We start from the raw sequence: 26,341 nt of genomic DNA, 5'->3' as shown, positions 1-26,341 counted from the left end.
GAGTGACTTATGAATATAACGCCGTCGTCGGTACATACATCGCGTTCGTCGAGCACGGCAGATTACTCAACGAACGCGACGCTTGGCTCCTGGCTCATCACGCCATCTGCCCACTGCGCCACCGATGACGTCGTGGTGTAAAGATAGTAACCCGACTCCTCCGGTGCGACGCTGCCATCAAAAGCCACCGCGCCCGAGAACACCGCCGCTAGCTGGCCGTCGATAAAAAGCGGTCCGCCCGAATCGCCCACCTGCAACGCCGCGGGGCGCTCCATGCGCGCCAACACCGAGTCTTCCCGCACGCATTGTTGATACTTCACTGGACACATCGAAGCGGTGACGGTCGCCGACGGCAGCGTGCCATCCGCAACATCGCCGAGCAGCGATCGCCCATAGACCGTGCCTGCCGTTTCTTGCTCCGAAAACGCTTGACGACGTTCCATTGCGGGATACCCCGGAAGAGCTGCGTCGCCCGCAAGGTGAACAAGCGCTACGTCACCGGTGGGCGCAATTTCCCAGCTATCGATAGGAACACGCCGGGCATCCGGGCCGAATCCGACCTCGACTTCCCCAACCTGCTGCGGGACATCACGCACGCAGTGGGCTGCGGTCATTACCCACTGCGGGGCGACTGCAGTTCCTGTGCAAAAGTTTCCGGTATGGGGACTGGTCTGGACCATGATCGCCACCACGGAGTCCGCCGCCACACTAGGCGCAGCAACCTCCCCGCCAACCAGCGCAGCCGCACTCGGCACGCCGGTGAGCAATAGACCTGCCGTGACAGCAGCTGCCGCCACAGTCGTCGCAGGCTTCGCGCTGCTCACCGCGCACGCCCCAACGCGCTGCTCTCGCGCCTCTGCGCTATCCAGCCTGTTGTCGCGGTGCCGCAAGTTGCCAATCATGGGTATCTCTCCCCGGGGTCTCCCCTTTTAGCCGCGCAGCTGAGCGCCGTGACGGGTAGTGGCCAGCCCAATGGCCGCCTCGCGAGCTGCGGAAGCTTCCTCTTCCTTCAGCGTACGGTCCGGCGCTCGGAAACGCAGGGAGTACGCCAGTGAGCGAACGCCTTCGCCCATCTGCTCGGAACGGTAAACATCGAAGATACGAATGGATTCGAGGAGCTCACCAGCACCCTCCACCAGAGTCTTCTCCACCTCTGCGGCGGAGACCTCATCGCTGACAACAAGCGCGACGTCCTGGTGGACAGCCGGGAACGGGCTGAGTACCGGCGCCGGCAGATGCTCAGTAACTGGCAACGCATCGAGATTAATCTCCATCGCGCAGGTGCGCTCCGGCAGACCAGCATCCTTGCATACCTTCGGGTGCAGCTCACCGGCGTGGCCGACGACGTGACCGTCGACAAGCAGCTCAGCGCAGCGGCCCGGGTGCCACGGCAGCACCTCAGCATTGCGGATCTCCAGCTCGACATTGGCAGCGCGGGCAACAATGCGCGCGGCTTCGATGGCGTCCGCGACGGTGTACGCGGCCTCGTCACCCCACGGGCTATCCAGGCGGATACGACCGCAGGCGACAGTGGCGACGTGCAGCGGCTGCTCCGGCAGCGACTCCAGCAGCTCGGCGCGCTCGGCCTCGCTCGGCAGACCCGCGGTAGACGGCATCGGCGAGACACCGTTACCGCGCTCGATGGAAACCTGCTCCACACCGTAGAGCGACAGGTCGACCTGGCCGCGAGCAACATTGCGCTTCAGCGATTCAAGCATGGACGGCAGTAGAGTCGTGCCCAGCTGAGCGTGGTCGGACTCCAACGGGTTGATGACCTTGACGGTGTTACGACGCGGGTCATCAGCGTCCAGGCCCCAGACGTCGAAGACATCGTTGGCAATGAACGGTGTCGGCAGAATCTCCAGGTAGCCATTGTGAGCCAGCGCGTGACCGACGAAGCGGCGACGCAGCTGACGCTCAGTCAGACCGCGACCGGCCGGGGCGATTGGGAGGATAACCGGAATGTCTTCCAGACCTTCCAGACGCAGGATTTCCTCAACCAGGTCAGCGGACATGGTCAGGTCCGAGCGCCAGGTCGGCGGAGTGACAGCCAGGCGGTCACCGTTGTCGACGACCTCGCAACCGACCTCGCGCAGGCGTCCAATGACGGTCTCACGCGGGTAATCAACGCCCGCAACTTCGCTGGCGCGGTTGACGGCAAAGTCAATAGTCGGCATGGCGGCAACCTCACCGAGCAGGGTGCGACCAGTGTCGATAGTGCCGCCGGCGATGTCAGCGAGCAGCTGGCAGGCCAGATCCAAAGCCGGCTCGACCAGAGCGGTGTCCACGCCGCGCTCGAAACGTCGTGAAGCCTCAGAGCTCAGCTTGTGGCGGCGACCACTGCGGAAGACGTGCAGCGGCGACCAGTTGGCGGCCTCGAAGACAACATCGGTGGTGTCGTCGGCGATCTCGGAGGTGAGACCACCCATGATGCCGGCTAGCGACTGAATACCGTTGTCGTCGCAGATGACAACGTCCGCCGGGTCGAGCTTGCGGTCCACGTGGTCGAGAGTGGTCAGAGTCTCGCCGGCCTTAGCGTTGCGGATGTGCAGGCCACCAGCGATCTTGGAACCGTCGAAAGCGTGCATCGGCTGACCGAGCAGTAGCATCACATAGTTGGTGACGTCCGTGGCCACGTTGACCGGACGCTGACCAGCCAGCAGCAGGCGGCGACGCATCCACCACGGGGTCTCGGCGTTCGGGTCGATGCCGGTGACTCGGCGCAGACCAAAGCGGCGGGTGTCGGTGTCCTCGTCGATAGTGACGTTCAGGACCTCACCTTCGACCGGCAGCTCGTTGACCTTGGCTGGATCGGCGAAGTCGAGGTTGAAGGCGGAGCAGATCTCGCGGCCCAGACCGCGGGCCGACAGCGCGTAACCGCGGTCCGGGGTGATGTTGACCTCGAACTTCTCGTCATCGAGACCGATGAATTCCTTAGCGCACGAACCCAGCTCAGCTGGGGCCGACGGCAGCGTCAGAATACCGGCGGAGGAATCGGTCATACCCAGCTCAGCTTCGGAGCAGAGCATGCCGTTGGAAACCTTGCCGTAAGTCTTCCGTGCGGAAATCTCGAACCCACCCGGCAGCACGCAGCCCGGCAGCGCGACGATAACAATGGAGCCCTCTTCGAAGTTGCGGGCACCACAGATGATCTCCTGCAGCTCGCCGGTGCCATTGGCATCACCGACATTGACCTGACAGAAGCGAATTGGCTTCTTAAAGCCCTCGAGCTCCTCAATGTGGTCGACGCGACCGAAAACCAGCGGCCCCTCGACCTTCTCCAGCGGCTCGTGCCCCTCGGTTTCAAAACCAACGCGGACAAAGCCCTCATCCAACTCGTCCGGGGTAACGGACCAGTCCGGGTTGATGGTGTTCTCTGGGCCGCGAACGATTTCAGTGACCCACGACTGTGGAATGAACATGTAAGTAAAACTCCTATCTGTAGGTCAGTGAATTAGCCGCGGATACCGAACGGCTGCGTGAAGCGGACGTCGCCTTCGACCATGTCGCGCATGTCAGTCAGGCCATTGCGGAACTGCAGGGTGCGCTCCAGGCCCATGCCGAACGCGAAGCCCGAGTACACCTCCGGGTCAATGCCAGAGGCCCGCAGCACGTTCGGGTTGACCATGCCGCAGCCACCCCACTCGATCCAGCCTGCGCCGCCCTTCTTATTCGGGAACCAGACGTCAACCTCAGCGGACGGTTCAGTGAACGGGAAGTAGTTGGTGCGCATGCGGGTCTTGGTCTCCGGACCGAACAGCGCCTTTGCCATGTGATCCAGCGTGCCGCGCAGGTGCCCCATGGTCAGCCCCTTGTCCACAGCGAGTCCCTCCACCTGGTGGAAGACCGGGGTGTGGGTGGCGTCGAGCTCATCGGTGCGGAAGGTACGGCCCGGGCAGATAACGTAAATCGGCAGGTCACGTGACTGCAGAGTGCGAACCTGGACCGGCGAGGTGTGCGTACGCAGCACCTGCTTGGATCCTTCCGGCGCAATGTGGAAAGTATCCTGCAGAGTACGAGCCGGGTGATCCGGCAGGAAATTCAGCGCGTCAAAGTTGAAGTACTCGGCTTCGACCTCTGGGCCCTCGGCGACTTCCCAGCCCATGCCCACAAAGATGTCACCAATCTGCTCGGACAGGATGGTAATTGGGTGCATACCGCCACGCTGGCCTCGCGTGGTGTCCACCGACACGTCGATACGCTCCGCGACCAGACGACGCGCGTTTTCCTCTTCCTCCAGCACCGCAAGTCGCTCAGCATAGTGCTTTTCGACGGCTCCGCGAACAACATTTACGCGACGACCAGCATCCTTGCGCTCAGCCTTCGGAATGGAGCCCAGCGCGCGGCGAGCCTGCGGAATGTAGCCTTCATCCCCCAAGTGCTCACGGCGGGCGGCAGAAAGCTCATCCAGGTTGCCGGCAGCATCAAAGGCATCCGTGGCCTTCTGCGCAGCCGCCTGGAGGGCGTCCTCGGAAAGATCGATAGGATTTGGCGAATCGCTCACGTGTCAACCACTTCTATATAGGACTATCAGTTCTTGTGATGGAACAATCATAGTCGAGGATAACTGCACACGTGCACGCGCCTCACCATCGAGGTTTCCTACTTACCCCGAACCGTCTCCCACAGGCACATGGCCGCTGCGGTGGCGAGGTTCAACGACTCCGCCTCGCCCTTAATCGGGATGGCCACACTCGCCCCCGCCGAGGCCGTAATCTCCTCCGACAGGCCATGTGCTTCGTTGCCAAAAAGCCAGGCGACGGGACCGTCGGGAAGCGCATCAACGCCGAGTGTGAGAGCGCCATCCATCGCCGTGGCGAGGGTGGCAAAGCCCGCTTCCCTGACTCTCTCCACAACGACATCGATATCGCGCTCGCGTGCGACCGGTGTATGGAAAACAGACCCCGCAGAGGAACGCACGGCCTTCGAGTTCAAAGGGTCAACCGAATCGCCAGCAAGGATAACCGCGCCAGCTCCGAGAGCATCAGTCATACGCACAATCGTGCCGACATTACCCGGGTCATTGCACTCCACCGGAATCACCAAACAGCCGGACTGCTTTCCAACCTCAATGGCCTCTTCCAACGAAGTGGACACCGCACCTGTGTCGCAGACGGCGAAGAGTCCGGTGGTGGTGACAGTTTCGCTCAAAGAGCGGGCGGCGGAGTCGTCGATAAGCGAAACAGACTTACGCTGCGTCCCAGATTCGAGATACCCCGTGAGCAGCTCTCGGAACTGCTCGGCGGCGGCAGCGGTGACGAAGATTTCCACGACAGCCTCTGCGCGGATAGCTGCATCGACGGAATTGAAGCCTTCGATGAGGAAGCGACCGGCCTTCTTCCGCTTGGCCGCACGGTGGAGCTGAATAGCCGCCGAGACTCGCGGAGTGCGAGGAGTAAACGGCTCGTCGTTGAAGTACAGCGCAGAGTTCATAGTGATTAATCCTAGTGATGCGGCTCGGGATTCATAACCGCCAGCAAGCCAGTGCGGATACGAAAAACCACCGCCGAGGTTATTCGTTAACCCAATCGACGGTGGTTTTTCAAAGATGTTGGCAGGCGCACTGCCAGTAAGCAGGCGCTTGCCGACGCTACGTACGAGTTACCTCGTAGCTGCTTTACTTAGCAGCAGGAGCGTTGACGTCCTCCGGCAGAGCGTCCTTAGCGACCTTGACCAGAGCAGCGAATGCCTGCGGGTCGTTGACAGCCATCTCAGCCAGGTTCTTACGGTCAACCTCAACGCCAGCCAGGTTCAGGCCCTGGACGAAGCGGTTGTAGGTGATGTCGTTAGCGCGGGCAGCAGCGTTGATGCGCTGAATCCACAGACGACGGAACTGACCCTTACGGTGGCGGCGATCGCGGAACTCGTAGGTCTTGGAGTGGAGCATCTGCTCCTTGGCCTTGCGGTACAGGCGGGAGCGCTGACCACGGTAGCCCTTTGCGGAATCGAGAACTTCGCGACGCTTCTTCTTAGCGTTAACAGACCGCTTCACACGTGCCACGGTGATACTTCCTTTTCGTTGTCTTTAAGAACTAGTGAAATTAAGAGGGCGATTGCCCCTGGGACGAGGCTTGAAAAATTAAGCCTTGCCCAGCAGACGCTTGACGCGCTTGACGTCCGACTTAGCAACGTCCGTGGTGCCCTTCAGGCGACGGGTACGAGTGGACGGCTTGCCCTCCAGGAGGTGGCGGCGGTTAGCCTGCTCGCGGCGCAGCTTGCCGGAACCGGTAACCTTGATGCGCTTTGCGGTGCCCTTGTGGGTCTTCTGCTTCATGTTAAAACTCTCCCCTACCGATCTTTGACGCTCGTGGCGCAAAAATCTCGTTTACAACCATTTCTGGTCAGGTCGGTTACTTCTTACCCTTATTCCGAACCGGCCCCAGGACCATAGTCATGTTGCGACCGTCCTGCTTCGGGCGAGACTCGACAATGCCGTACTCTTCGACATCGGCGGCCAGACGCTCCAACAGGCGGAATCCCAGTTCTGGACGAGACTGTTCACGGCCACGGAACATAATCGTGACCTTGACCTTCGAACCCTTCTCCAAGAAACGAACAACGTTGTTCTTCTTGGTTTCGTAGTCGTGGTCATCAATCTTCGGACGGAACTTCTGCTCCTTGACCACAGTCTGCTGCTGGTTCTTTCGAGCCTCGCGTGCCTTCTGGGCTTGTTCGTACTTGAACTTGCCGTAGTCCATAATCTTGGCGACCGGCGGCTTTGCTCGCGGAGCAACCTCAACCAGGTCAAGGTCTGCTTCGTAAGCGAGCTTGAGTGCGTCACCGGTGCGGACAACGCCCACCTGCTCACCATTCGGTCCTACAAGGCGGACTTCCGGTACTCGAATATCCTCGTTAATACGAGCTTCAGCGCTGATGTGGCCTCCTAGGTTGAACCTGAACAATCTTCGTTTCAAACCGCGATAGCAAGCGGGAAAGGAAGAAAAGCCACGCGTCTACAGCGGATTACTACACACTGTATAAGGACGCCTTCCAATCGTGCGATGTGACATCACCGATTAGGGTGGACCCCGGCGCTACCGTAATTCTTTGGCGCACCCAGGGTGGGACTTAAATCCTCTTCGCTGCCGAATGCAACTAAATGCTCCCCGAAGGCAGCAAGAAGCATCACATTCTGGCGGTCGTAGACGAGATGTTAACACAAGCGTTCTCGCATACCAAAACCGACTCTTACGCCAGGTTATTCACCATCAGCCCCCGGCGCACTACCGAGCGTTAAAAAGCGCAATCGGAATTGTAATCAGATTGGTAGATTCTCTCCATAGTTTTTAGGTCAAACACGATTAAAGTCGTCACCATGAATACTGGCTCCAACGGCTTTGGCCCTAAAACCGAGAACTCCAACCCTAATCAGCATTCCGCCCGATACGGCAAGCCCCCGACCCGAGATTTTGTCCTGACCGGCGACTCCGTCTCAGAGCTTTCCCATGCTCTGGCAGATTTGGAGGCCAGCTCGCTTCGGCTGGCTCGGCTCACCCGAACTTGGCAGGTGCGCCTTTCGCAGGCAAGCGGGCAAGCGCCGACTGCACCGAGCGCGCCTCAAACTACGGGAACGGAGTTTGCGTCGGCACCTCAAGGGGGGCACATCGACACAATCCGCAACCACCGCCAGCGCCCCGTCCACCACTAGAGCAGACACCGCCTCCCCGTTGGGAACCGCAGGCTGAGCAGACACTGACCACACCGCAGTATCCCCAGCAGTCTCAGCAGATGCAGGTGCCACCACCGCCAACGCAAGCTGACTGGCGGAACCAACCAGCTCCCCTGCCACAGAGCGACGCAACTGCGCAGCCGATGTTCGGCTTCCCCTCTGCCCACCAATGGCGGCGGGATTCGAAGTCGCCACAGTCTTCTCCCTCGCCACAGTCTTCTCCCACAGACTCCACCTCGCCACCGAAGCTGCCAGAGGCACCGCGCGAACCTCGCGAGCCCTGGTGGCGCAACGAGAAGGCAATCATCAGAATCATCGCCATCTTCGGTGGTCTCATCACCGCTGCCGGTATCGCGTTTTTCGTCGCGGTCGCAATCCAATCCGGCCTGATTGGACCAGCCGGTCGTGTGATCCTGGCTTACTTGTTGGCCGCCGTGCTCGCGGTCGCGGCTGTGCGAGCGCACCGTCGTCAAGCACCGCCTGCTGGTGTGACGGCGCTGATTGCGACATCACTAGCCGCTGCGCACCTGACAACGATGTCGATGTCCTACCTCCTCGACTGGATTCCGGTGGCAGCGACGCTGGTCATCATGTTGCCTTTCGCCGCAGTCGGTCTATACGGCGCGCGGTGGACGAAGTCGAGTGCAACCGCGGCGTGGACAATCACAATCAACACCGGATTAATGCTGTGGGCGACGATCGGCCTCAACTTCCACGCCCGCCCGCTGAGCTCCTCGCTCGCGCAAATCACCCTTCAACTGATGGTCATCGCCGCTATCGTCTGCCTCCTGAACGTCCCCTTCCGGAAGTACGTAGTCGCATTCCTGCTCGGCGCAAACGTTCTCATCGGCGTAATCACGACCAACAATGCACTGGTGATGCCCGCAATCGCCGCACTCACCATTGCCCTTTTCGCGTTTGCCCAGTTCGGCCCGCTGGCGTTGGCTCGCCAACTCACTCCCGAGCTTGACGACGAGCCTTCGGAAACCAGCACCTGGGAAGACGATCTGGTCACCATCACGTCAGTAGTTGCCTTCTCGACTCCGGTTGTAGCTGCAGTCCCAACGGTCAACGCCACACAGTCCACCTCCAGCCTCTGGTTGCTGCTCTACGGCGGATTCGTGCTGTTCATCGCAATTGCTGCAGTATTCCTTTGGAACCGTGCCATCTTCCGCTATCTCGCCCCAATGGCCTTAGCCACGGCAATTCTGCCCTGGCTAGCGCTCGCGGTGGCAGGCCCGGAAAGGAGCTCAGGAGCCGATACTGGACCCCACTCTTGGGGTCTCATCCCAATCTCTATCGGTGCCGCGCTCTTTGTCTGGGCGCTGGCCACAGCATCGAAGCACGGCGCGATTGGCGCACGACTACAGGCTCCTGAACCAACCCGGGATGCCGTGGCACCATATACAAAGATTGCGGCACTGACCTGGCTGCTCGGCGCAACGGTAGTACACCTCTACATCCTGCCCGCAGCATTGAATGCCGGTGCTGCGGACGACTACTCGGCAACGTGGGCAGAAATGCTTTCGCTATTGTTCCTGCTGTGCGCCGACGTCGGCCTGGCCGTGACGGCAGCGAGGTCGCAGCTACCGCCAGCTTTTGCACTGATTGGCCTGGCTGCACTGGGTATGCCATTTATCGTGCTGCTCACGACTATTGGCGTGAGCTTCAACGCTGCACACATGTTGTTGAGTATTTTCTGGGCCACGATTGCCGGCATGCTGGTGCTATCGAAGAGGTTCCACCACATTCCGGCGCGACTGGCAGCGGGTTTAACGATTGCGGCGCTGTCTATCGTCAAGCTGATCTTCTACGACATGGCAACGCTCGATGGCGTTATCCGCGCCTTGGCGTTCCTCGGCTGTGGCCTGATTCTGCTGGCCATGGCGGTCTCCGGGGCGAAGCAGAAGAGTGCCGAGGAGCCGGCGGCACCGGACCGTGACGGCACCGCCAGCAATACTGACGCTGCCGGCGCGAGCGGCGCAGCAGATGCCGACCCCGCTGCTGACAGAATGGAAGGCATCACCCGCACCGACGGTCCTGAGATCTCCGACGGAAACGACCCGACTACCTAAGCTACTTAAGCAGCGGCTTCAGGTACTGCCCGGTGTGGGAGCCGGAACAGTTCGCGACATCCTCCGGCGTGCCCTCTACAACCACGGTGCCACCGCCGGAGCCGCCTTCCGGCCCCATGTCGATGATCCAATCCGCAGACTTGATGACATCCAAATTGTGCTCAATGACAATGACGGTGTTGCCCTTGTCCACCAGGCCCTGCAACACCAACATGAGCTTGCGGATGTCCTCAAAATGCAGCCCCGTGGTCGGCTCATCCAAGATGTAGACCGTCCGGCCATTGGAGCGCTTCTGCAGCTCACTGGCCAGCTTTACACGCTGAGCCTCACCGCCCGAGAGTGTGGTTGCCGCCTGCCCGAGACGGACATAGCCCAGGCCGACGTCGACAAGCGTATTGAGATAACGCGCAATCGACTGAATCGGCTCGAAGAACTCCGCTGCCTCGGAGATGGGCATGTCCAGAACCTCAGCGATGGTCTTGCCCTTGTAACGAACCTCCAGCGTTTCGCGGTTGTAGCGCGCGCCGTGGCAAACCTCGCAAGGCACATAGACGTCCGGCAGGAAGTTCATCTCAATCTTGATGGTGCCGTCGCCCTTACACGCCTCACAGCGGCCGCCCTTGACGTTGAAGCTGAATCGACCGGGCTTATAGCCACGAACCTTGGCCTCTTGCGTCTCGGCGAAGAGGTTGCGGATCTTGTCGAACACACCGGTGTACGTCGCTGGGTTGGAACGCGGGGTGCGACCAATCGGCGACTGATCAACTTGCACCAGCTTGTCCAGCTGATCCAACCCCTCCACGCGGCTGTGTCGACCCGGCACCTGACGAGCGCCGTTGAGCTCGTTGCTCATCACCTTGGCCAGGATTTCGTTGACCAAGGTGGACTTGCCGGACCCGGAAACACCCGTAACGCAGGTCAACACGCCGAGGGGGAACTTCACGTCAATCTTCTTCAGGTTGTTTTCGCGAGCGCCCTTGACCGTCACCATGCGCGACTTATCAATCGCACGACGGTTCTCCGGCACCGCCAATACCCGACGACCCGAGAGATACGCACCTGTCAGTGATTCCTCGCAGTCAACGATGCCAGACGGTTCACCCTGGTAGACGATTTGTCCACCGTATTCACCGGCCTTTGGCCCAATGTCGACCAGCCAATCGGCCTCGCGAATCGTGTCCTCATCATGCTCGACCACAATCAGGGTATTGCCCAGGTCGCGCAGGTTTTTCAGAGTCTTGATTAGACGGTTGTTATCACGCTGGTGAAGACCAATCGAGGGCTCATCCAAGACGTAGAGCACGCCAGCGAGCCCCGAACCAATCTGTGTGGCCAGACGAATTCGCTGCGCTTCACCACCGGACAGCGTGCCTGCCGAACGAGACAGGGACAGATAATCCAGGCCAACGTCAAGCAGGAACTTCAGACGAGCCTGCACCTCACGCAGAACACGCCCGGCAATCATTTCCTCGCGCTTGCCCAGAGTCAGCGAATTCAGGAATGCTGAGCCATCGTGAACCGATAGCTCTGTCAGCTCGGCAATATTCTTCTGCCCGAACTCCGCCGAATCCAACGTCACCGAAAGAATCTCCGGACGCAAACGAGTACCGCTACATGCCGGGCACGGCACCTCACGCATGTACCCCTGGAAACGCTCCTTCTGAGAGTCGCTCTCCGCCTGTGACAGCTTGCGGTGCAGGTACGGCATCACGCCTTCGAAAGGTGCGGTGTACTGGCGAGTGCGGCCATACCGATTGCGGTAACGCACCGTGACCTTGTGGCTGGAACCATGCAGCAGGGCCTTGCGCTGCGGCGCTGTAAGTTCCTCAAAAGGCGTGGTCGGGTCGAAGCTCATCTCGGTGGCGAGCCCCTCGACCAGTTTTTCAAAGTACTTCTTGTTCAGCGTCTGCCGCCATGGCGCAATCGCCTCAATCGTCGGCAGCGACGGATCTGGAATCACCAGGTCCGTGTCCACCTCCAGCTTGGTGCCGATACCGTCACACTCCGGGCACGCACCATACGGCGAGTTAAAGGAAAACGACCGTGGCTCCAACTCATCGATAGCAATACGGTGCCCATTCGGGCAGGCCATCTTCTCCGAGAACCGCTGAGTTCGACGCGGGTCGTCCGCCTCTAGCCCGACGGCGTCGATGACCACGACGCCGTCGGCAAGCAGAAGCGCCGTTTCGACGGAATCGGTGAGCCTGCGCTGCTGCGACTCCTTCACCTGGAGACGGTCAATGACCACGTCAATGTCATGCTTGACCTGCTTCTTCAGCTTCGGCGGATCCGTCAGACGGTGCATTTCACCATCGACGATGACACGCGCGTATCCCTCGGATGCGAGGCGTTCAAACAGGTCGACGAACTCACCCTTGCGCGTGCGCACGACAGGTGCCAGGACCTGGAATTTGGTGCCCTCCGGCATCTCCATGACCTGATCGACAATCTGCTGCGGGGTCTGCGAGGAGATTACTTCCCCACAGGTCGGACAGTGCGGCGTACCTGTACGCGCAAAGAGAAGACGCAGGTAGTCATACACTTCTGTAATCGTGCCGACCGTAGAGCGCGGGTTGCGGTTCGTCGACTTCTGGTCAATCGACACCGCCGGCGAAAGCCCCTCAATCATCTCCACATCGGGCTTTTCCATCTGCCCCAGGAACATGCGCGCATAGGAGCTCAGCGACTCCACATAGCGGCGCTGGCCCTCGGCGAAAATTGTGTCAAATGCCAGTGACGATTTACCCGAACCCGACAGACCGGTGAAAACCACCATCTTGTCTCTGGGCAAATCGATGTCAACACCCTGCAGATTATGCTCACGGGCGCCTCTGACCACTAGACGTTCAGCCACAGTGGGAAACCTCAATTCGTCGACGATTTACTGCCGACCAGTCTACAGGCCATAGCCAATTTTTCGCACATGTGTTCAGGAACTCGACGTTGAGCGGCGTTCCTAGCGCAGCGACCGGCACCTCATTACCCTGGGGCGCATGAACGACGACATTACAATCAGCCCCTACTCCAACTCGCCGAGCACGCGCGGCGTTGAGCGCATTGACTACGGCAATGTCACGATTTATAAGACCTCCGTCGGACCGATGGACAACAACGTCTACCTTTTGGTCGACTCCCGCGAGCCCGACAATTCCCTACTTATCGACGCCGCCACCGACGCCGACCACCTAATCCGCCTGGTTGAGCACGTCGGCGCGCAGGTCCGCACGATTGTCACCACGCACTCCCACGGCGATCACGTTCAGGCGCTCGGCGAGCTCCTGCAGTCATTCCCGGCCCGCCACATCACGTCCAGCCTCGACGCTGCCGACATTCCCAAGCCCGCCGACCAGCAGCTCGACGGCGGCGAGACCATCACGTTCGGCGAGGACATCACGCTGCCCACGTTCATCCTGCGCGGACACACCAAAGGCGGTCTCTGCCTCGACCTGTCCGCCAAAGAAGCCGGCGCGCTTTCCGACGACACCCCGTCACACCACCTCTTCGTCGGTGACAGCATCTTCCCAGGCGGTGTCGGCAAAACGTACTCGCCCGAGGATTTCACGCAGCTTATCGACGATGTCGAGAGCCGCGTCTTCCACGTCTACCCCGCCGACTCGGTGATTCACCCCGGCCACGGCAAGGACACCACTGTTGGTGTCGAGAGCCCCGAGGTGGAGAACTGGCGCCAGCGCGGTTGGTAGCGCTGGATGAGCGTCGTTGGCAGTGCTGGATGAGCGTCGTTGGCAGTGCTGGATGGTGCCGCAGCTTCTGAAAAACTTGTCATTCCCGCGACATAAATAGGCAGGGCTGCGTAGGATTAATAGTGAATTACAGCGACCAGATGGCCAAAAACACGGTTTCACCTGGACGACAAAGGAGATGGAATTTAGATGATTCGCAAGTTTGCCCGACCAATGCTGGCCTCGGTTTTCGTTGCCGACGGTGTCGACACGCTGATGAACCAGAAGGATCATGAAGAGGGCGCACGCGACCTGATTGCCCGCGTCCGCTCCGTAACCCCGAACCAGTACAACAAGTACGTGCCAAATAGCGAGAAGCTGGTTGTCCAGGTCGTCGCTGGCACCAAGGTTGCTGCGGGTTCCCTCTACGCTCTGGGTAAGGCCCCACGCCTGTCCGCCACCGCTCTGGTCGCTGCACAAGTTCCGACGATGCTCGCTCGCCACGCATTCTGGGAAACCCAGGATTCGAAGGAGAAGGCGGCTCGCCGTACTGGCTTCCTCACCAACATTGGCCTGCTGGGTGGCCTCTTCCTGGCTACTGCTGACACCGACGGCAAGCCGGGTGTCGCTTGGCGCGCTGAGAAGGCAGGCAAGCAGCTGAACAAGAAGGTTCAGGCTGCCCTGCCGACCAAGTCTGAAACCGAGCAGCGCACTGAGGAAATCAGCGCAGCCTTCGCTTCCGCCGGCGAGAACGTCCGCGAAAAGGCCGGCCTGCTCCGCGACCGCGCTTCTGAGGCCACCGATGGCGCTCGTGAATACGTCGAGGACAACAAGGACGGCTGGCGCGAGCAGCTCACCGACGCCTTCGACACCGCTAAGAGCTACGTCGAGGACAACAAGGACGACTGGATTGCCAAGGCTACCGAGCTCGCTGAGGACGCGCGCGACTACGCCGAGGACCTGGGCAAGGATCTCAAGAAGGACACTCGCAAGCAGCGCAAGGAACTGCGCAAGCGCGCAGCCAAGGCTTCCAAGGAGGCCAAGAAGTCCGCAAAGAAGGCGCAGAAGCGCCTGCAGTAAGTTTGCTGCCGCAGTTAAAGCGGTATACTTAAACGCTCCCCACGCCACTACGCGTGCGGGAGCGTTTTCATATTTTTATATTCATTCAGCACATCAGTTAGCACTAATTTTGCGATTCGTTGAGGAGACCAGGTTGGCGTCGCGCGCATCCGAGCCCGGGCAGGACCAGACAGGCCGCATTGGCCGCACTGGCCAGGCAGGTCTGCCGGACCAAGCAAGTTCAGCACCACAGCGAGAAGAAGAAAGCATCCTCGCTGCAGAACAGGCCTACGTCGACCGCGCGTTCAGCTTCCTCGACCGGGCACGCGAGCGCGACCAGGAGTACCTGCGCCAGGTCATGCTCATCGACGACCCGGACCCGCAAGCCCGTGTTGAACGCGAGGTGGAATACCACCGACTACAGGCTAACCTGGACCGCTACCGCTCAGCCGAGATTGGTCTGGTCTTTGGTCGAATCGATATCGATGACCCAGACCCCGACAATCCTTTGGCAGCGGAAGGGCCGGGGGCGAGCGTCGATAAGCGATACATCGGGCGAATCGGCCTGTCCGATGAAGACGACGACTACCGTACAGTCATTATGGACTGGCGTGCCGATGGTGCGCGTCCGTTCTACCTGGCCACGACCGCCCATCCCGAGGGCGTCAGCCTGCGTCGGCACCTGCGCACGCACGGCCGCAAAGTTCGCAGCATTGACGACGAATGGCTCTCCGGCGAGGAAGCCGACAGCGCACCCGAAACCGAAGTTGAGGCGGGTGTCGGTGGCGAATCGGTGCTGCGCGAAGTCATGAATCAAGCGCGCACCGGCCATATGCGCGGCATTGTGGAGACCATTCAGCGCGAACAGGACCTCATCATTCGCGACTCCACTCGCGGCACCTTGGTTGTCCAGGGCGGGCCCGGCACGGGCAAGACGGCGGTGGCGCTGCATCGCGTCGCATGGCTGCTCTACACCTACCGCGATCAGCTGGCGAAAACCGGCGTCCTCATCATCGGCCCGAACACGACATTCCTCGACTACATCTCGCGCGTGCTGCCGAGCCTCGGCGAAACCGGCGTGGTGCTGACCACCATCGCCGATCTCTACCCCGGCGTGCGCGCTTCCGACGCGCTTATCGACGGACACAACCCCGAACCCCTGGTTGCGCAGGAAGTTAAGGGCTCGATTGAGATGCTCACTATCCTGCGCGAAGCCGTGCGGGCCTACCAGGAGCTGCCCGCGGAACCGCTTGAGGTCCGGAACGACAACATCACCCTGACCATCACGCCGGAGATGGTGAAAGCTGCACGGACGCGTGCGCGGCGGACTCGTAAACCCCACAATCTGGCCCGGCCGATTTTCCGAGATCACGTGGTGGAACTGCTGGCCGCACAGATGGCCGAGGTCATTGGCGCCGACCCGCTCGGCGGCGAGAACCTGCTGTCCGTGACAGACGTTGCCGACCTGCGCGACGAAATTGACGAATCCGGGGCAGTCGCTGACATCCTCGACGAGCTGTGGCCTGCGCTTACGCCCGAGCAGGTGCTGTCGGAACTGCTGAGTTCCCGCGAGGCCATCGCCTACGCTGCCAGCGATTACGACGAGCTGACGCGCGAGGCTCTCTACCGGCCGGAAGGCACCGACTGGATGCCTTCCGACGCCCCGCTTCTCGACGAGCTGGCAGAGCTCCTCGGCCCGGCTGGCGAAGCGGAGGCCGATGAAGAGGATTGGCAGGCTCGTGTCGAGGATGCGCAGGGTGCGTTGGATACCCTGTCCAGTTCTGCGTCCCAAGACCTTGACGACGGCTTCGAGGCCGAAATCTTGTCAGCGTATGACGTCATCGATGCCGAGGCACTGGCCGAACGCCACCGTGAGCGCGACCTGCGATCCACCGCCGAGCGAGCCGCGGCGGATCGCCTGTGGGCCTACGGCCATGTCATCGTCGACGAGGCGCAGGAACTCTCCGCAATGGCCTGGCGAATGCTGCGCCGCCGCAGCCCCAACGGTTGGATGACCCTCGTCGGAGATGTGGCCCAAACGGGCTCCCCCGCAGGTGCCGCGACCTGGGACGATGTGCTGGAACCAATCATCGGCTCGAGGTGGCATCTCCACGAGCTGACAGTCAACTACCGCACCCCAGCTGAGATTATGGAAGTTGCCGCTAGTGTCCTGGCCCAGATTGATCCGGAGCTGGAGGCGCCGCAGTCTATTCGCGCCACTGGCCGCAAGCCTGTTCAGGCCCCCACTGTGGCGGAGGCGCTGGCGCATGTGGAGCGGGTGGCGCAGCCTGATCGCCTGATCGCGGTCATCGCCCCGGCAGAGTTGCTCGAAGCCACGCGCGCGGAGGTGCGGGAGTTTATCGCTGGTGGTGGTGACAACGGTGCTGATGCTGCTAATGCAGCCGACGCGACTAGCACCGATGCCACACCTGCTACTCGCGCCAGCAAGCTCACCAACTGCGCGGTCTACGACATTACGACCTCAAAAGGTCTGGAATTCGACGAGGTCATCGTCGTCGCACCCGACCAGATTGTGGCGCAATCGCCGCAGGGGCTACAGGACCTGTATGTTGCACTGACTCGTGCGACCCAGGGACTCGTGGTCGTCGATAAGCAGCGCCCTGAGCATCTGCCGGAGCTGGATTGGGCCTAGGCCATCAAGTTGCGGTTAACTCCAGTTATGCGGGATGACCACCGGGCGAGGTAGAACTTAATCGCCCTGTATATTTCAGTAATCAGGAGTGGCGTCCGGCACCAGACCATTCGATTACAGCTAATAGAAACACCGTAAGAATCTCCAGGTGTTCTTGTATCGTGGGCGTGCGCCACAAATGCAGAAACATCTGCGACTGGCATATTCACGTCGTTTACCAGCAGCCCACTACCTCCATCGGTGCACCACCCGATGCCGTAGCTAGCCAGCATGGTTGCCACATCGGCTATCGCCATCTAAAAAGAACTGGCAACCAACATCGAAGCACTGAAATCCCAACGCAATGCTATCGCTTACCAGGACGATAATTTAGTGGAAGATTTCCCCGTCTCCACGATCTTGGATTTGCGTCAAGACCGCAGCACGAGAGTCCTGCTATCTATCGGTGAAGGATCTAGCTTTCCCAGTAATCAATTGGCTTCCTATGGAGGAACTGCCCCGTTTGAGCCCTCAGACCTGGATATTTGCTGACCTAGTTGTGCGCTAGTATTGCTCTCGTCGTAGCGGAAAAGAATGGCATCCAGTGTCAGCAATAATTCGAACACGAATCAGCTCCTGAGCATTCTCGGAAGCTTTTTGAAGTTCGAGCGGGCAATCAATCATCCGCGAACCCTGAACAGAAAGAATCGCTTCCGTGATAACAAGGAATTCACAAAGGAATAAAGCTCGTGCTCACCGCGCCGCTGATTACTAGAGCTTACGGGGGGGGGCACAACTGCAATGCCTGTGAGTGGATTACGTAACACTTCAGAGTTTATCGCTCAAAACTCGTCGCGCCTTAAGAACTGATTCCTCCTAATTTGTTTTGGCTGAAACACTACTAAGTGAAGCGCTTGATAGCATTAACCTTATGACACCTAAACCCCATGCTGCGTTGGCTGCTTCTCTCCTTGCGCTAGCCTTTTTGGCAGGCTGTTCTCCTTTCGATAAATTCGAGTACGACTCAACTGACCCGAATCTTCCAACCCAGCCTGAGGACTGGAATGAGAGCCAGCAATCGTATGCTCCGGAAGTAACTGGACTTTCGTGCAGGACAAATATCATCACCGGTGTTCAACACGATTTCAGCAACAACACCATTGTCTCGACCAAGGAGTTCGATATGGCTCTCATCGGCGCTGAACTCCTGGATTCTGGCCAGGATGGCGATGAGTTCGAATTCCATATGGCCCCCAATGATTCGCATGGTGTGGATTCCTTCGATCCTCATGCTGTGATGACCGTCGAGACTCAAAACGGAGTTGTATTGGACTATGAGCATGAGGATTCGGGCGACGATGAACAGGACGTAAAAGTTACGCTCTCTAAAGGAGGAACGAAGGAAGACGTAACCGACTCGATTCCTTACCGTATTGGTGGCTCTCGCGGGCTATTGTCGTTGCCCCTTCCGAAGGGGATTATCACCGAGAGTGACTCCCTGAAATCAGTCGAGCTGACTATCAACGACCAGCTCCTGGCTCGCTGTGAGCCAGCCGAGGGAAAAACGGTTTACCCGGTCGCGAGAGAGGAGAAGGAAGCAAGTCCAGCTGCTCCCACCTCAACGGGGAATCCGAAGCAGGACAAGTATCTGAAGACCATGACTAATGCTGGTATCGAAGTACGCAGCGGAAGCACAGACACGTACGACGTTGATGTCAAGATGTGCGAGGCAATGCGCAGCGGAGAGAAAACGGCTTGGGATTTAGCCGACCTTGAAAGACTTTCGACTCCAGATGATGAAAACGCTCGACGTGTTCAGCTGATGGTTCCAATTCTTTGCCCGGATCAGCAACACCTCGTCGATGAAGCTTTGTCGGGTGACGCAAAACAAACAGATTTAATTGACGGAAACTACATCGTTAAGCAGCAGCCTGAAAAGGGAATCCGTGTCGTTCAGCCGGGTCTATGGGAAACAAAGGGAGCGACTGTTTCTGATTGCTACTACGAGCGTAACGATGGAGCCGGCAACATCATCGACAACAATTTCGTCAACTTTGGTCAAACGATTACCGTTGAGATACTACCGTCCGACGGGGCTTTCATTAGTAAGTCGTGTGGCGGCTGGCAGCGAGTGAATTAGCCCGGCGCGGGGCATGCTGAGACGCCGTAGTTGGCGCGGCACCGACCAAATATGTGGCGTGTTCCTGCATACAGAAATCCCCTCACGTGCGAGGCGACAGGTCAGCTCCGCGCATGGATAGTAATCGACAGGTTTTCACGACAAACATCGGTGCCGCGTGTTTCCATTTCGCGCTCATCTTCTTGCCCAAGTGAGTCTCAACGTAATCCCCTGGGCTCCCGACCTTCGCCCACTCTGCTTTCCCCTCTATGAAGTATCTGCCCGAGCTGGATTGGGCCTAGCCTCTCAGCTCCTCACCGCCCCGAGACTCCACCCGCGTCCTGGCCGACAATAGGAAAACCGGCACCCCAACCCAGAAGTGCCGGTTTAAAGCGAAAGCTAAATTGTTAGCTCACTGTTTTGTTAGCTCACGGTTTTATTAGCTCACAGTGTGAACAATCATGACGTCACAGTCCGACTGACGAGCAACATCAGCCGGCACGGAGCCCAGCAGACGACCAGTCAGCGAGTTAATACCGCGGTTACCAACCACCAGCAGATCCGCGCGGCGGTCAGTGACCAGGGACATCAGAGCCTCAACCGGGGAGCCGGAGCGAACCTCGGTCTCAACCTTGGTCGCGCCGACAGCCTCTGCGGCCTCTTTGGCAGCAGCCAAGTTCTTCTGAGCCGGGTCGTCGCCGAGGACCTGGACCGAATCCTGGCGCAGGGTCTTGGACGCATCCTCTTGGGTTTCGTAGTAAGCGCAGCCGATAACCAGGGCCGCATCGAAAGCAGCGGCAATCGAAGCAGCGCGCTCTACCGCGAGCAGCGACGACTTAGAACCATCCGTGCCGACAACAATGGTCTTGTAATCACTCATGAAAACTATCCCTTCACTGTGGAAGTTGCATTAAAACAGTTCATCGTGCGTACACGCTTTAATTGTCCCGAACCCACTGGCCAGAGACACTTTCGCGCATACACTGTTTTACTTCCCACAACAGTAGCAAAAAACTACTCGACACCGGCCTCAATCATGCTCTTAAGTTCCTTCTTGAGGTCGAAAATCTCATCGCGCAAGCGCCCCGCGAGCTCGAACTTCAACTCTCGCGCAGCCGCGGCCATCTGCTCCGACAAATCCGCGATAAGCGCCTCGAGCTCCGCCCTCGGCATCTGCTTACCGCTAGCGCCATCGGCCGCGCCCGAGCCGTCGGCACGCGAGAGCAGCGCATCAGCGGCCGCACCGGTCTTGCCTTCGTAATCGGTGTCAGCGTTGTCGTAGACCTGATCCAAGATGTCCGCGATCTTTTTGCGCAGCGGCTGCGGATCGATGCCATGCTCAGTGTTGTAAGCAATCTGCTTTTCGCGGCGGCGCTCCGTCTCGTCGATGGCGAACCGCATGGAATCGGTGATCTTGTCGGCGTACATGTGCACCTCGCCGGAGACGTTTCGCGCGGCACGACCAATCGTCTGAATCAACGAGCGCTCCGAACGCAGGAACCCCTCCTTGTCGGCGTCGAGGATTGCCACCAGCGAAACCTCGGGCAAGTCCAGCCCCTCGCGCAGCAGGTTAATACCGACCAGCACGTCGTACTCGCCGAGACGCAACTGCCGCAGCAACTCAACGCGCTTGAGCGTATCAACATCCGAGTGCATGTACCGCACCTGCACACCATTTTCGAGCAGGTAGTCGGTCAGATCCTCCGCCATCTTCTTCGTCAGGGTGGTGACGAGAACGCGTTCGTCACGCTCGGTGCGCTTTCGGATCTCGCCGATCAAATCATCGATCTGCCCCTCAGTAGGCTTAACGACGATCTTGGGGTCCACCAGCCCAGTCGGACGAATAACCTGCTCCACATACTCGCCACCGGTCTTTTCGAGCTCATAGTCACCCGGCGTTGCGGACATGAACACGACCTGGCCCACTCTGGCATCGAATTCGTCGAACGTCAGCGGGCGGTTATCCAACGCCGATGGCAGGCGGAAACCGAAGTCGACGAGGTTGCGCTTACGGGAGGCATCGCCCTCGAACATGCCGCCAATCTGCGGCACGGTGACGTGCGACTCATCGATGATGGTGAGGAAGTCCTCCGGGAAATAGTCAATGAGCGTCGCGGGGGCCGAGCCCGGCGCGCGACCATCGATGTGGCGCGAGTAGTTCTCAATGCCGGAGCAGAAGCCGACCTGTTCAATCATTTCGAGGTCGTACTCCGTGCGCATGCGCAGACGCTGTGCTTCCAGCAACTTGCCCCGGTTTTCCAGATCCGCCAGGCGTTCGGCGAGTTCGGCCTTGATGTCCGCGACGGCCCGTTCCATCCGCTCCGGGCCTGCGACATAGTGCGTAGCTGGGAAGATGCGCAGATCAGGGACTTGGTCGATGACGTCGCCCGTGACTGGATTGAGGTAGTACAGCGAATCAATCTCGTCGCCGAAGAACTCCACCCGCACGGCCTTTTCTTCGTAGGCCGGGATGATGTCGACCACGTCACCTTTTACTCGGAAGGTGCCGCGGGTAAAGGCAATGTCATTGCGGGCGTACTGAATGTCCACCAAAAGGCGCAGGAACTGGTCGCGGTCGACTTCCTCGCCCTCCTTCAGCCACACCGAACGGTCGAGGTATGACTGCGGGGTACCCAGGCCATAGATGCAAGAAACAGAGCTGACGACGACTACGTCGCGACGCGACAGCAGCGCTGAAGTAGCCGAGTGGCGCAGGCGCTCCACGTCCTCGTTGATGGAGGAATCCTTTTCAATATATGTATCGGTCTGCGCGATGTAGGCCTCGGGTTGGTAGTAGTCGTAGTACGAAACGAAGTACTCGACCGCGTTGTTTGGCAGCAGGCTGCGGAGCTCATTGGCCAGCTGGGCCGCAAGCGTCTTGTTCGGTGCCATGACGAGGGTTGGCCGCTGCACCTTTTCGATCAACCACGCTGCGGTGGCTGACTTACCGGTGCCCGTGGCACCCATCAGGACTACCTCGCGCTCGCCTCTATCTAGGCGCTCCGACAGTTCCGCGATTGCCTGCGGCTGGTCGCCCGAGGGCTCGAACTCGCTGATGACCTCGAAGTTTCCCTCAGCGCGCTCGACTTCACCGACGGGCCGGAACTCCGAGTGTGCGAGGACGGGTTGCTCTGCTGCAAATGCCATAGTTCCCAGCGTAGCGAAGGCTGTCTTGAAAGCGGCTGGTTACGTTACTTCCTGGGGCTTTGGGCTGTCCAGGGCTAGGGTCCAGAGCCTAGGAGCGGCTGTCGAGTTCCGGACCAACATTAAAATCGGTACAGATTTGGACAAGGCTGGCATAAAGTCGCTGCCAGGCCAGCAAAGGCGGGTTCCGCTTCACCAGCTGGCCCTTAGTGCGCATGGACTGACTCCTGGTGAAGCGCAAGCCGTCTTATCGATGGTCCGCGGCTGCGGCTGCGAGGCTGCAAGGCTGCAAGGCTGCGGGAGGCCTGGGTTATCCACACCCTGAAAGTTGTCCACAGATTGGACGTGGAGCCTCTCTCACAGAAAATCCCCTGGGCCGAAAAAGCTTAGAGTCCCGACCATGGGAAGTTTCACCACGGCCGAGTTGCGTGCACTCGGCATCGGAGAGAAAAAGACCAGAGCCCTCCTACAACAAGGCAGGCTAACTAAATTGGTACGGGGCCTCTACATTGACGACCACTCTCCCGCCTCAGTCGCCCGAGCAATCACGGGGCATTACAAAAGCATTGCGCTAAGCGGTAAAAGCGCAGCTCAAATCCACTTGAGACTTCCCCTGACACTTCCTATCCAGGCAGAGGGCGCGGGATCAGTTCAGGCCGAGACCTTCTCCATTAGGCACAGCCGCCTGCCGGCCTGCACCAGAATCGATGGCATACCAGTTGTCGAAGCACTCTGGGCAGCACGAGCTTCAAAAGACTTCGCACGCAGAATCCTGGAAACACACTACGCCGGCCGGGGCGGCGAGAAGCGACTCAACCACGACCTCAGCCGGATGCGGAAAGTTCCCGCCTGGCTGCGTGAAACCATCGCCACCACGCCGATTGGCTCATGCAGCGAACTCGAACGCAAGCTGGCCCGCCCACTAATCAAGCGTGGGTACCGCATACGAATGAACCAACTCATCGGCCCCTACTGCTTCGACATCCTGCTTGACCAGTGGAAAATAGCCATCGAAGTTGACTCAGAGAAGTACCACGCCAACGAGGACTCGTTCATCACAGATCGCTGGAAGACCAACTCCGGCACGCTGCACGGCTGGATAGTCCTGCGGTTCACGGACTCATGCATCAATTGGAATCTCGACAGTGTCCTCGACGAGATCGAGCAGGCAATCCGATGGGTACAAAAGCGCCGTCCCCGCGTGGACTATAAACCAGGATGGCCTGCCTGCCAGAAAGTTTGGGAGTGGAATCCAACGGTTGGCTACGCCAATAAGCAGCGATAAACAGCCGATATCGCGAGATAAACAGCCATCCACTTGCCCAATTGTTATTTATTTTGTAATGAAAACTGCCCGCACAGCAACTAGCCTGGCGCCTATGAACACTTCGCGCCGCACACCAGTCCACACGCCCGCTACGACTCGCCCAGGTTCCACCACTCGAAAAGCAACCTCACACCGAGCCCTTGTGGCCGGCATCCTCGCTACCACCGCATTGGCTTTCACCGCCTGCTCAACACAGGAAACTGAAGCAGCGCCCGAATCTGCTGCTCCGGTTGAAACCACTACCGTTACTCAGACCGAGGATGGCGTGTCTGACAAGAGTTCGGGCAACACGCCAAACCCAACCGGTTCTGCACCGGACCAGGGAGGCGATACATCGACGGCGGAGACTGGTGGCGCGTCGACGTCGTCAAACGAAAGAGGCGACAACGGCGACGGGAGCCGGCTTCGTCAGGACATGACCGCTGAAATCTACAACAACCCCTCGCCGGGATCTACCTTCATGGCGGCCGGCGAACAGGCAACCACCTGCATCTACGGCGATGGGTACGGCCTCAACCTCATCGCGGCGGGCCCGAATACCAGCTGCGACTTTGCGAAGGCCGTTTTCAACCAGCAGACCGAGGGGCTTAACGCCTCGGAGGACAATATCCGCGACCACCTGCAGCCAAACATCAAGGCCAAGAGTCCCGCGACCGGGAAGACCTACGACCTCAGCTGCAGCACACAAGACGACGTTGTCGTGTGCACCGGCGGCAACAACGCGAAGATTTACATGTACTAGCGCACCAGGTGGCGGTCGGCAGTCGGTGCAACTGCTGGCCGCCAGCCGCGATTCGCCGATGGGGAATCGCAACAAGCCCGCAAACTCCCGCCTACAGTGAAACCATGACTGTTTCCCGCTTGCGCCCCTTCGGCGAGACCATCTTCGCCACCATGTCCCGCCTCGCTACCGAGCACGAGGCAATCAATCTTGGGCAGGGCTTCCCGGATTGGGATGGGCCGGACGAGGTGCTCGCGGAGGCGCGACATCAGATAGCTGGAGGAAACAACCAGTACGGCCCCGGCCGCGGTATGAAGGTGCTCCGTGATGCCATCGTCGCCGATCGCGCCCGCCGCACGGGGCAGGTCTACGACGCCGACACCGAATGCCTCGTCACGGTCGGCGCCACGGAGGCGATTGCCGCCACCGCCTTGGGGCATCTCGAACCCGGCAGCCACGTCATCGTCATCGAGCCGTACTACGACTCGTACAAAGCCGTCATCGCACTGGCTAACTGCACATATACCGCGGTGCCGCTCATCCCCGCAGCTTCCGGCACGGCACGCTCCTGGTCGCTCGACCGCAGCGCGCTTGCCGATGCCGTCACCGCTAAAACGGCCATGATTATCATCAATTCGCCGCACAACCCCACCGGCACCGTCCTCACGGAGGAGGACTTGCAGGCCATCGCCGATGTCGCCATCGCAAACAATCTACTCGTGCTTGCCGACGAAGTCTACGAACGCCTGTACTTCAACGGATTGTCACACTCTTCCATCAGCGCTCTGCCCGGCATGCGCGAGCGGACCATTGTCGTGTCCAGTGCCGCAAAAACATTCAACGTCACCGGATGGAAGATCGGCTGGGCGCTGGCCCCGACCGAACTACTCGATGGCGTCGTCAAGGCCAAGCAGTTCTTGAGCTATGTCGGCGCCACTCCCCTTCAGCCCGCAGTCGCCCGTGGCCTGCAGGAATGTGCCCCATGGGTGGACGAGCTGGCGGGTCAGCTCGAGGGCAACATGCGGCTCCTCGCCGATGGGTTGGAGGGCCTTGGCGCCGACGTCTTCACGCCGCAGGCAGGGTATTTTGTCGTCGCCGATGTCTCGAGCTGGGGGCTTGGCGACGCCCTGGAGACCTGCACCCGCCTGGTCAAGGAATGCCGCGTCGCAGCCATCCCCGTCACCGCTTTTGTGGATGACCCAGAGTCAGAAAAGTACCGCTACCTGGTGCGGTTCGCTTTCTGCAAGCGCGCCGAGGTGATTGAGGAGGCTATCATCCGGCTGCGGGATTATCTTGCTGCCCGGCCTGCAGCTGGCGAATCTGATTCAGCGGCTGAATAATCCGCTCCCAAATCCGGTCGACCTGGCGCACGAGGTCCTCCTCGGTGCCTGAGTTTTCCAGAACCACGTCGGCGAACTGCAGGCGCTTGTCATCGCTGATTTGCTTAGCGATGCGCTGCTTCGCATCCTCTCGGTCTACACCGCGGCTTTCCACCAGACGGTCGAGACGGACCTCCACCGGGGTATGCACAACTACGACGAGGTCCTGTGCTTCCGACTGCCCCATTTCAATCAACAGCGGAGAGTCAAAAACAATGATGGCGTCACCTGCCGCGTTGAACTGCTCTTCGGTGCGCTGCTCAATACGCGGATGGGTGATGGAGTTCAGCAGCTCCGTCTTCTCCGCGGATACGAAGGCCCGCTTCGCAAGTTCGCCGCGGTTGAGGGAGCCGTCGTCAAGCAAAATGCCCTCGCCGAAAGCTTCGGCGAGTTCGGCCAGCGCCGGTTCCCCGGGTTCGACGACATCGCGAGCGATCTGATCAGCGTCGATGATGACAGCACCGAGCTCGGCAAACCTACGGGCGACCGTAGATTTCCCACTGCCCATGCCACCGGTTAGTCCTACTTTGAGCATG

At 59.7% G+C, this 26,341-nt stretch carries 20 protein-coding genes; 9 read left to right on the top strand and 11 right to left on the bottom strand.

Features of this window, described 5'->3' with window-relative positions; translation table 11 throughout:
- Positions 1-62: 62 nt before the first annotated feature.
- The 7 genes from CRD13_RS10805 to infC all read right to left on the bottom strand — a co-directional run bounded on the left by CRD13_RS10805 (position 63) and on the right by infC (position 6,902).
- Positions 63-902 carry a trypsin-like serine protease gene (locus tag CRD13_RS10805; RefSeq protein ID WP_187401599.1) on the bottom strand — a complete coding sequence of 280 codons (840 nt, stop codon included), beginning with the start codon at positions 900-902 and terminating at the stop codon, positions 63-65.
- A gap of 27 nt (positions 903-929) precedes the next feature.
- Positions 930-3,422 (bottom strand): phenylalanine--tRNA ligase subunit beta, encoded by a 2,493-nt coding sequence (gene pheT, locus CRD13_RS10800; protein ID WP_187401598.1) that lies wholly within the window; start codon positions 3,420-3,422, stop codon positions 930-932.
- 32 nt (positions 3,423-3,454) lie between these two features.
- On the bottom strand, positions 3,455-4,504 hold the full coding sequence (pheS, locus tag CRD13_RS10795) for a phenylalanine--tRNA ligase subunit alpha (protein WP_070429629.1): 1,050 nt from the start codon (positions 4,502-4,504) through the stop codon (positions 3,455-3,457).
- A gap of 98 nt (positions 4,505-4,602) precedes the next feature.
- Positions 4,603-5,433 (bottom strand): RNA methyltransferase, encoded by an 831-nt coding sequence (locus tag CRD13_RS10790; protein ID WP_187401597.1) that lies wholly within the window; start codon positions 5,431-5,433, stop codon positions 4,603-4,605.
- Between the two features lie 184 nt (positions 5,434-5,617).
- Positions 5,618-6,001 carry a 50S ribosomal protein L20 gene (gene rplT / locus CRD13_RS10785; RefSeq protein ID WP_016422904.1) on the bottom strand — a complete coding sequence of 128 codons (384 nt, stop codon included), beginning with the start codon at positions 5,999-6,001 and terminating at the stop codon, positions 5,618-5,620.
- A gap of 78 nt (positions 6,002-6,079) precedes the next feature.
- A complete protein-coding gene (gene rpmI, locus CRD13_RS10780; RefSeq protein WP_005511726.1) occupies positions 6,080-6,274 on the bottom strand; it encodes a 50S ribosomal protein L35 in 195 nt (64 codons plus the stop codon).
- Between the two features lie 76 nt (positions 6,275-6,350).
- Positions 6,351-6,902 (bottom strand): translation initiation factor IF-3, encoded by a 552-nt coding sequence (gene infC / locus CRD13_RS10775; RefSeq protein ID WP_172954614.1) that lies wholly within the window; start codon positions 6,900-6,902, stop codon positions 6,351-6,353.
- A gap of 413 nt (positions 6,903-7,315) precedes the next feature.
- Here infC and CRD13_RS10770 point away from each other — a divergent pair, with 413 nt between their 5' ends.
- Together CRD13_RS10770 and CRD13_RS10765 are read left to right on the top strand one after the other, a co-directional pair.
- Entirely contained in the window at positions 7,316-7,648 is a 333-nt protein-coding gene (locus CRD13_RS10770; protein ID WP_187401607.1) for a hypothetical protein, read from the top strand.
- Positions 7,649-7,728: 80 nt separating this feature from the next.
- Positions 7,729-9,744, top strand: a complete 2,016-nt coding sequence (locus CRD13_RS10765; protein ID WP_222866719.1) for a DUF2339 domain-containing protein — start codon at positions 7,729-7,731, stop codon at positions 9,742-9,744.
- Between the two features lies 1 nt (position 9,745).
- On the opposite strand, the gene uvrA is transcribed toward CRD13_RS10765, so the two are convergent.
- On the bottom strand, positions 9,746-12,598 hold the full coding sequence (uvrA, locus tag CRD13_RS10760) for an excinuclease ABC subunit UvrA (protein WP_187401596.1): 2,853 nt from the start codon (positions 12,596-12,598) through the stop codon (positions 9,746-9,748).
- Between the two features lie 139 nt (positions 12,599-12,737).
- Here uvrA and CRD13_RS10755 point away from each other — a divergent pair, with 139 nt between their 5' ends.
- The 4 genes from CRD13_RS10755 to CRD13_RS10740 all read left to right on the top strand — a co-directional run bounded on the left by CRD13_RS10755 (position 12,738) and on the right by CRD13_RS10740 (position 19,255).
- Positions 12,738-13,445, top strand: a complete 708-nt coding sequence (locus CRD13_RS10755; RefSeq protein WP_187401595.1) for an MBL fold metallo-hydrolase — start codon at positions 12,738-12,740, stop codon at positions 13,443-13,445.
- A gap of 189 nt (positions 13,446-13,634) precedes the next feature.
- Complete coding sequence (locus CRD13_RS10750) at positions 13,635-14,504, top strand: DoxX family protein (RefSeq protein ID WP_187401594.1); 870 nt, start codon at positions 13,635-13,637, stop codon at positions 14,502-14,504.
- A 133-nt stretch (positions 14,505-14,637) separates the two neighbouring features.
- A complete protein-coding gene (locus CRD13_RS10745) occupies positions 14,638-17,136 on the top strand; it encodes an AAA family ATPase (RefSeq protein WP_187401593.1) in 2,499 nt (832 codons plus the stop codon).
- A gap of 910 nt (positions 17,137-18,046) precedes the next feature.
- A complete protein-coding gene (locus CRD13_RS10740) occupies positions 18,047-19,255 on the top strand; it encodes a hypothetical protein (RefSeq protein ID WP_187401592.1) in 1,209 nt (402 codons plus the stop codon).
- A gap of 418 nt (positions 19,256-19,673) precedes the next feature.
- Here the strand turns inward: CRD13_RS10740 and CRD13_RS10735 are convergent, their stop codons facing one another.
- Both CRD13_RS10735 and uvrB read right to left on the bottom strand, forming a co-directional pair.
- Positions 19,674-20,114, bottom strand: a complete 441-nt coding sequence (locus CRD13_RS10735; protein WP_187401591.1) for a universal stress protein — start codon at positions 20,112-20,114, stop codon at positions 19,674-19,676.
- 134 nt (positions 20,115-20,248) lie between these two features.
- A complete protein-coding gene (gene uvrB, locus CRD13_RS10730; protein WP_187401590.1) occupies positions 20,249-22,381 on the bottom strand; it encodes an excinuclease ABC subunit UvrB in 2,133 nt (710 codons plus the stop codon).
- 397 nt (positions 22,382-22,778) lie between these two features.
- Between uvrB and CRD13_RS10725 the strand changes: the two genes are divergently transcribed.
- From CRD13_RS10725 to CRD13_RS10715, 3 genes are all read left to right on the top strand, one after another.
- Positions 22,779-23,663 (top strand): type IV toxin-antitoxin system AbiEi family antitoxin domain-containing protein, encoded by an 885-nt coding sequence (locus tag CRD13_RS10725; RefSeq protein ID WP_187401589.1) that lies wholly within the window; start codon positions 22,779-22,781, stop codon positions 23,661-23,663.
- Between the two features lie 94 nt (positions 23,664-23,757).
- Positions 23,758-24,447 (top strand): hypothetical protein, encoded by a 690-nt coding sequence (locus tag CRD13_RS11085; RefSeq protein ID WP_255467855.1) that lies wholly within the window; start codon positions 23,758-23,760, stop codon positions 24,445-24,447.
- A 104-nt stretch (positions 24,448-24,551) separates the two neighbouring features.
- Complete coding sequence (locus tag CRD13_RS10715; RefSeq protein ID WP_069359776.1) at positions 24,552-25,766, top strand: aminotransferase class I/II-fold pyridoxal phosphate-dependent enzyme; 1,215 nt, start codon at positions 24,552-24,554, stop codon at positions 25,764-25,766.
- Here CRD13_RS10715 and coaE read toward each other — a convergent pair.
- Positions 25,699-26,340: a dephospho-CoA kinase gene (coaE, locus tag CRD13_RS10710; RefSeq protein WP_069359775.1), complete on the bottom strand. Its 642-nt coding sequence runs from the start codon at positions 26,338-26,340 to the stop codon at positions 25,699-25,701. The genes CRD13_RS10715 and coaE overlap by 68 nt on opposite strands.
- Position 26,341: the final 1 nt, after the last annotated feature.

Origin of the sequence: Corynebacterium sp. LK26, assembly GCF_014335085.1 — a bacterium.
Classification (GTDB): Bacteria; Actinomycetota; Actinomycetes; order Mycobacteriales; family Mycobacteriaceae; genus Corynebacterium; species Corynebacterium jeikeium_D.
This window is presented reverse-complemented; position numbering and strand designations above follow the sequence as displayed.

What these genes read in the sequence shown, in the direction of transcription:
- CRD13_RS10750 (WP_187401594.1), top strand. Translation starts at nt 13,635, where the DNA reads ATGATTCGCAAGTTTGCCCGACCAATGCTGGCCTCGGTTTTCGTTGCC.
- rpmI (WP_005511726.1), bottom strand. Translation starts at nt 6,274, where the DNA reads ATGAAGCAGAAGACCCACAAGGGCACCGCAAAGCGCATCAAGGTTACC.
- CRD13_RS10715 (WP_069359776.1), top strand. Translation starts at nt 24,552, where the DNA reads ATGACTGTTTCCCGCTTGCGCCCCTTCGGCGAGACCATCTTCGCCACC.
- CRD13_RS10765 (WP_222866719.1), top strand. Translation starts at nt 7,729, where the DNA reads ATGCAGGTGCCACCACCGCCAACGCAAGCTGACTGGCGGAACCAACCA.
- CRD13_RS10805 (WP_187401599.1), bottom strand. Translation starts at nt 902, where the DNA reads ATGATTGGCAACTTGCGGCACCGCGACAACAGGCTGGATAGCGCAGAG.
- CRD13_RS10735 (WP_187401591.1), bottom strand. Translation starts at nt 20,114, where the DNA reads ATGAGTGATTACAAGACCATTGTTGTCGGCACGGATGGTTCTAAGTCG.
- CRD13_RS10790 (WP_187401597.1), bottom strand. Translation starts at nt 5,433, where the DNA reads ATGAACTCTGCGCTGTACTTCAACGACGAGCCGTTTACTCCTCGCACT.
- CRD13_RS11085 (WP_255467855.1), top strand. Translation starts at nt 23,758, where the DNA reads ATGAACACTTCGCGCCGCACACCAGTCCACACGCCCGCTACGACTCGC.
- CRD13_RS10770 (WP_187401607.1), top strand. Translation starts at nt 7,316, where the DNA reads ATGAATACTGGCTCCAACGGCTTTGGCCCTAAAACCGAGAACTCCAAC.
- uvrB (WP_187401590.1), bottom strand. Translation starts at nt 22,381, where the DNA reads ATGGCATTTGCAGCAGAGCAACCCGTCCTCGCACACTCGGAGTTCCGG.
- CRD13_RS10725 (WP_187401589.1), top strand. Translation starts at nt 22,779, where the DNA reads ATGGGAAGTTTCACCACGGCCGAGTTGCGTGCACTCGGCATCGGAGAG.
- pheT (WP_187401598.1), bottom strand. Translation starts at nt 3,422, where the DNA reads ATGTTCATTCCACAGTCGTGGGTCACTGAAATCGTTCGCGGCCCAGAG.
- CRD13_RS10755 (WP_187401595.1), top strand. Translation starts at nt 12,738, where the DNA reads ATGAACGACGACATTACAATCAGCCCCTACTCCAACTCGCCGAGCACG.
- CRD13_RS10740 (WP_187401592.1), top strand. Translation starts at nt 18,047, where the DNA reads ATGACACCTAAACCCCATGCTGCGTTGGCTGCTTCTCTCCTTGCGCTA.
- coaE (WP_069359775.1), bottom strand. Translation starts at nt 26,340, where the DNA reads ATGCTCAAAGTAGGACTAACCGGTGGCATGGGCAGTGGGAAATCTACG.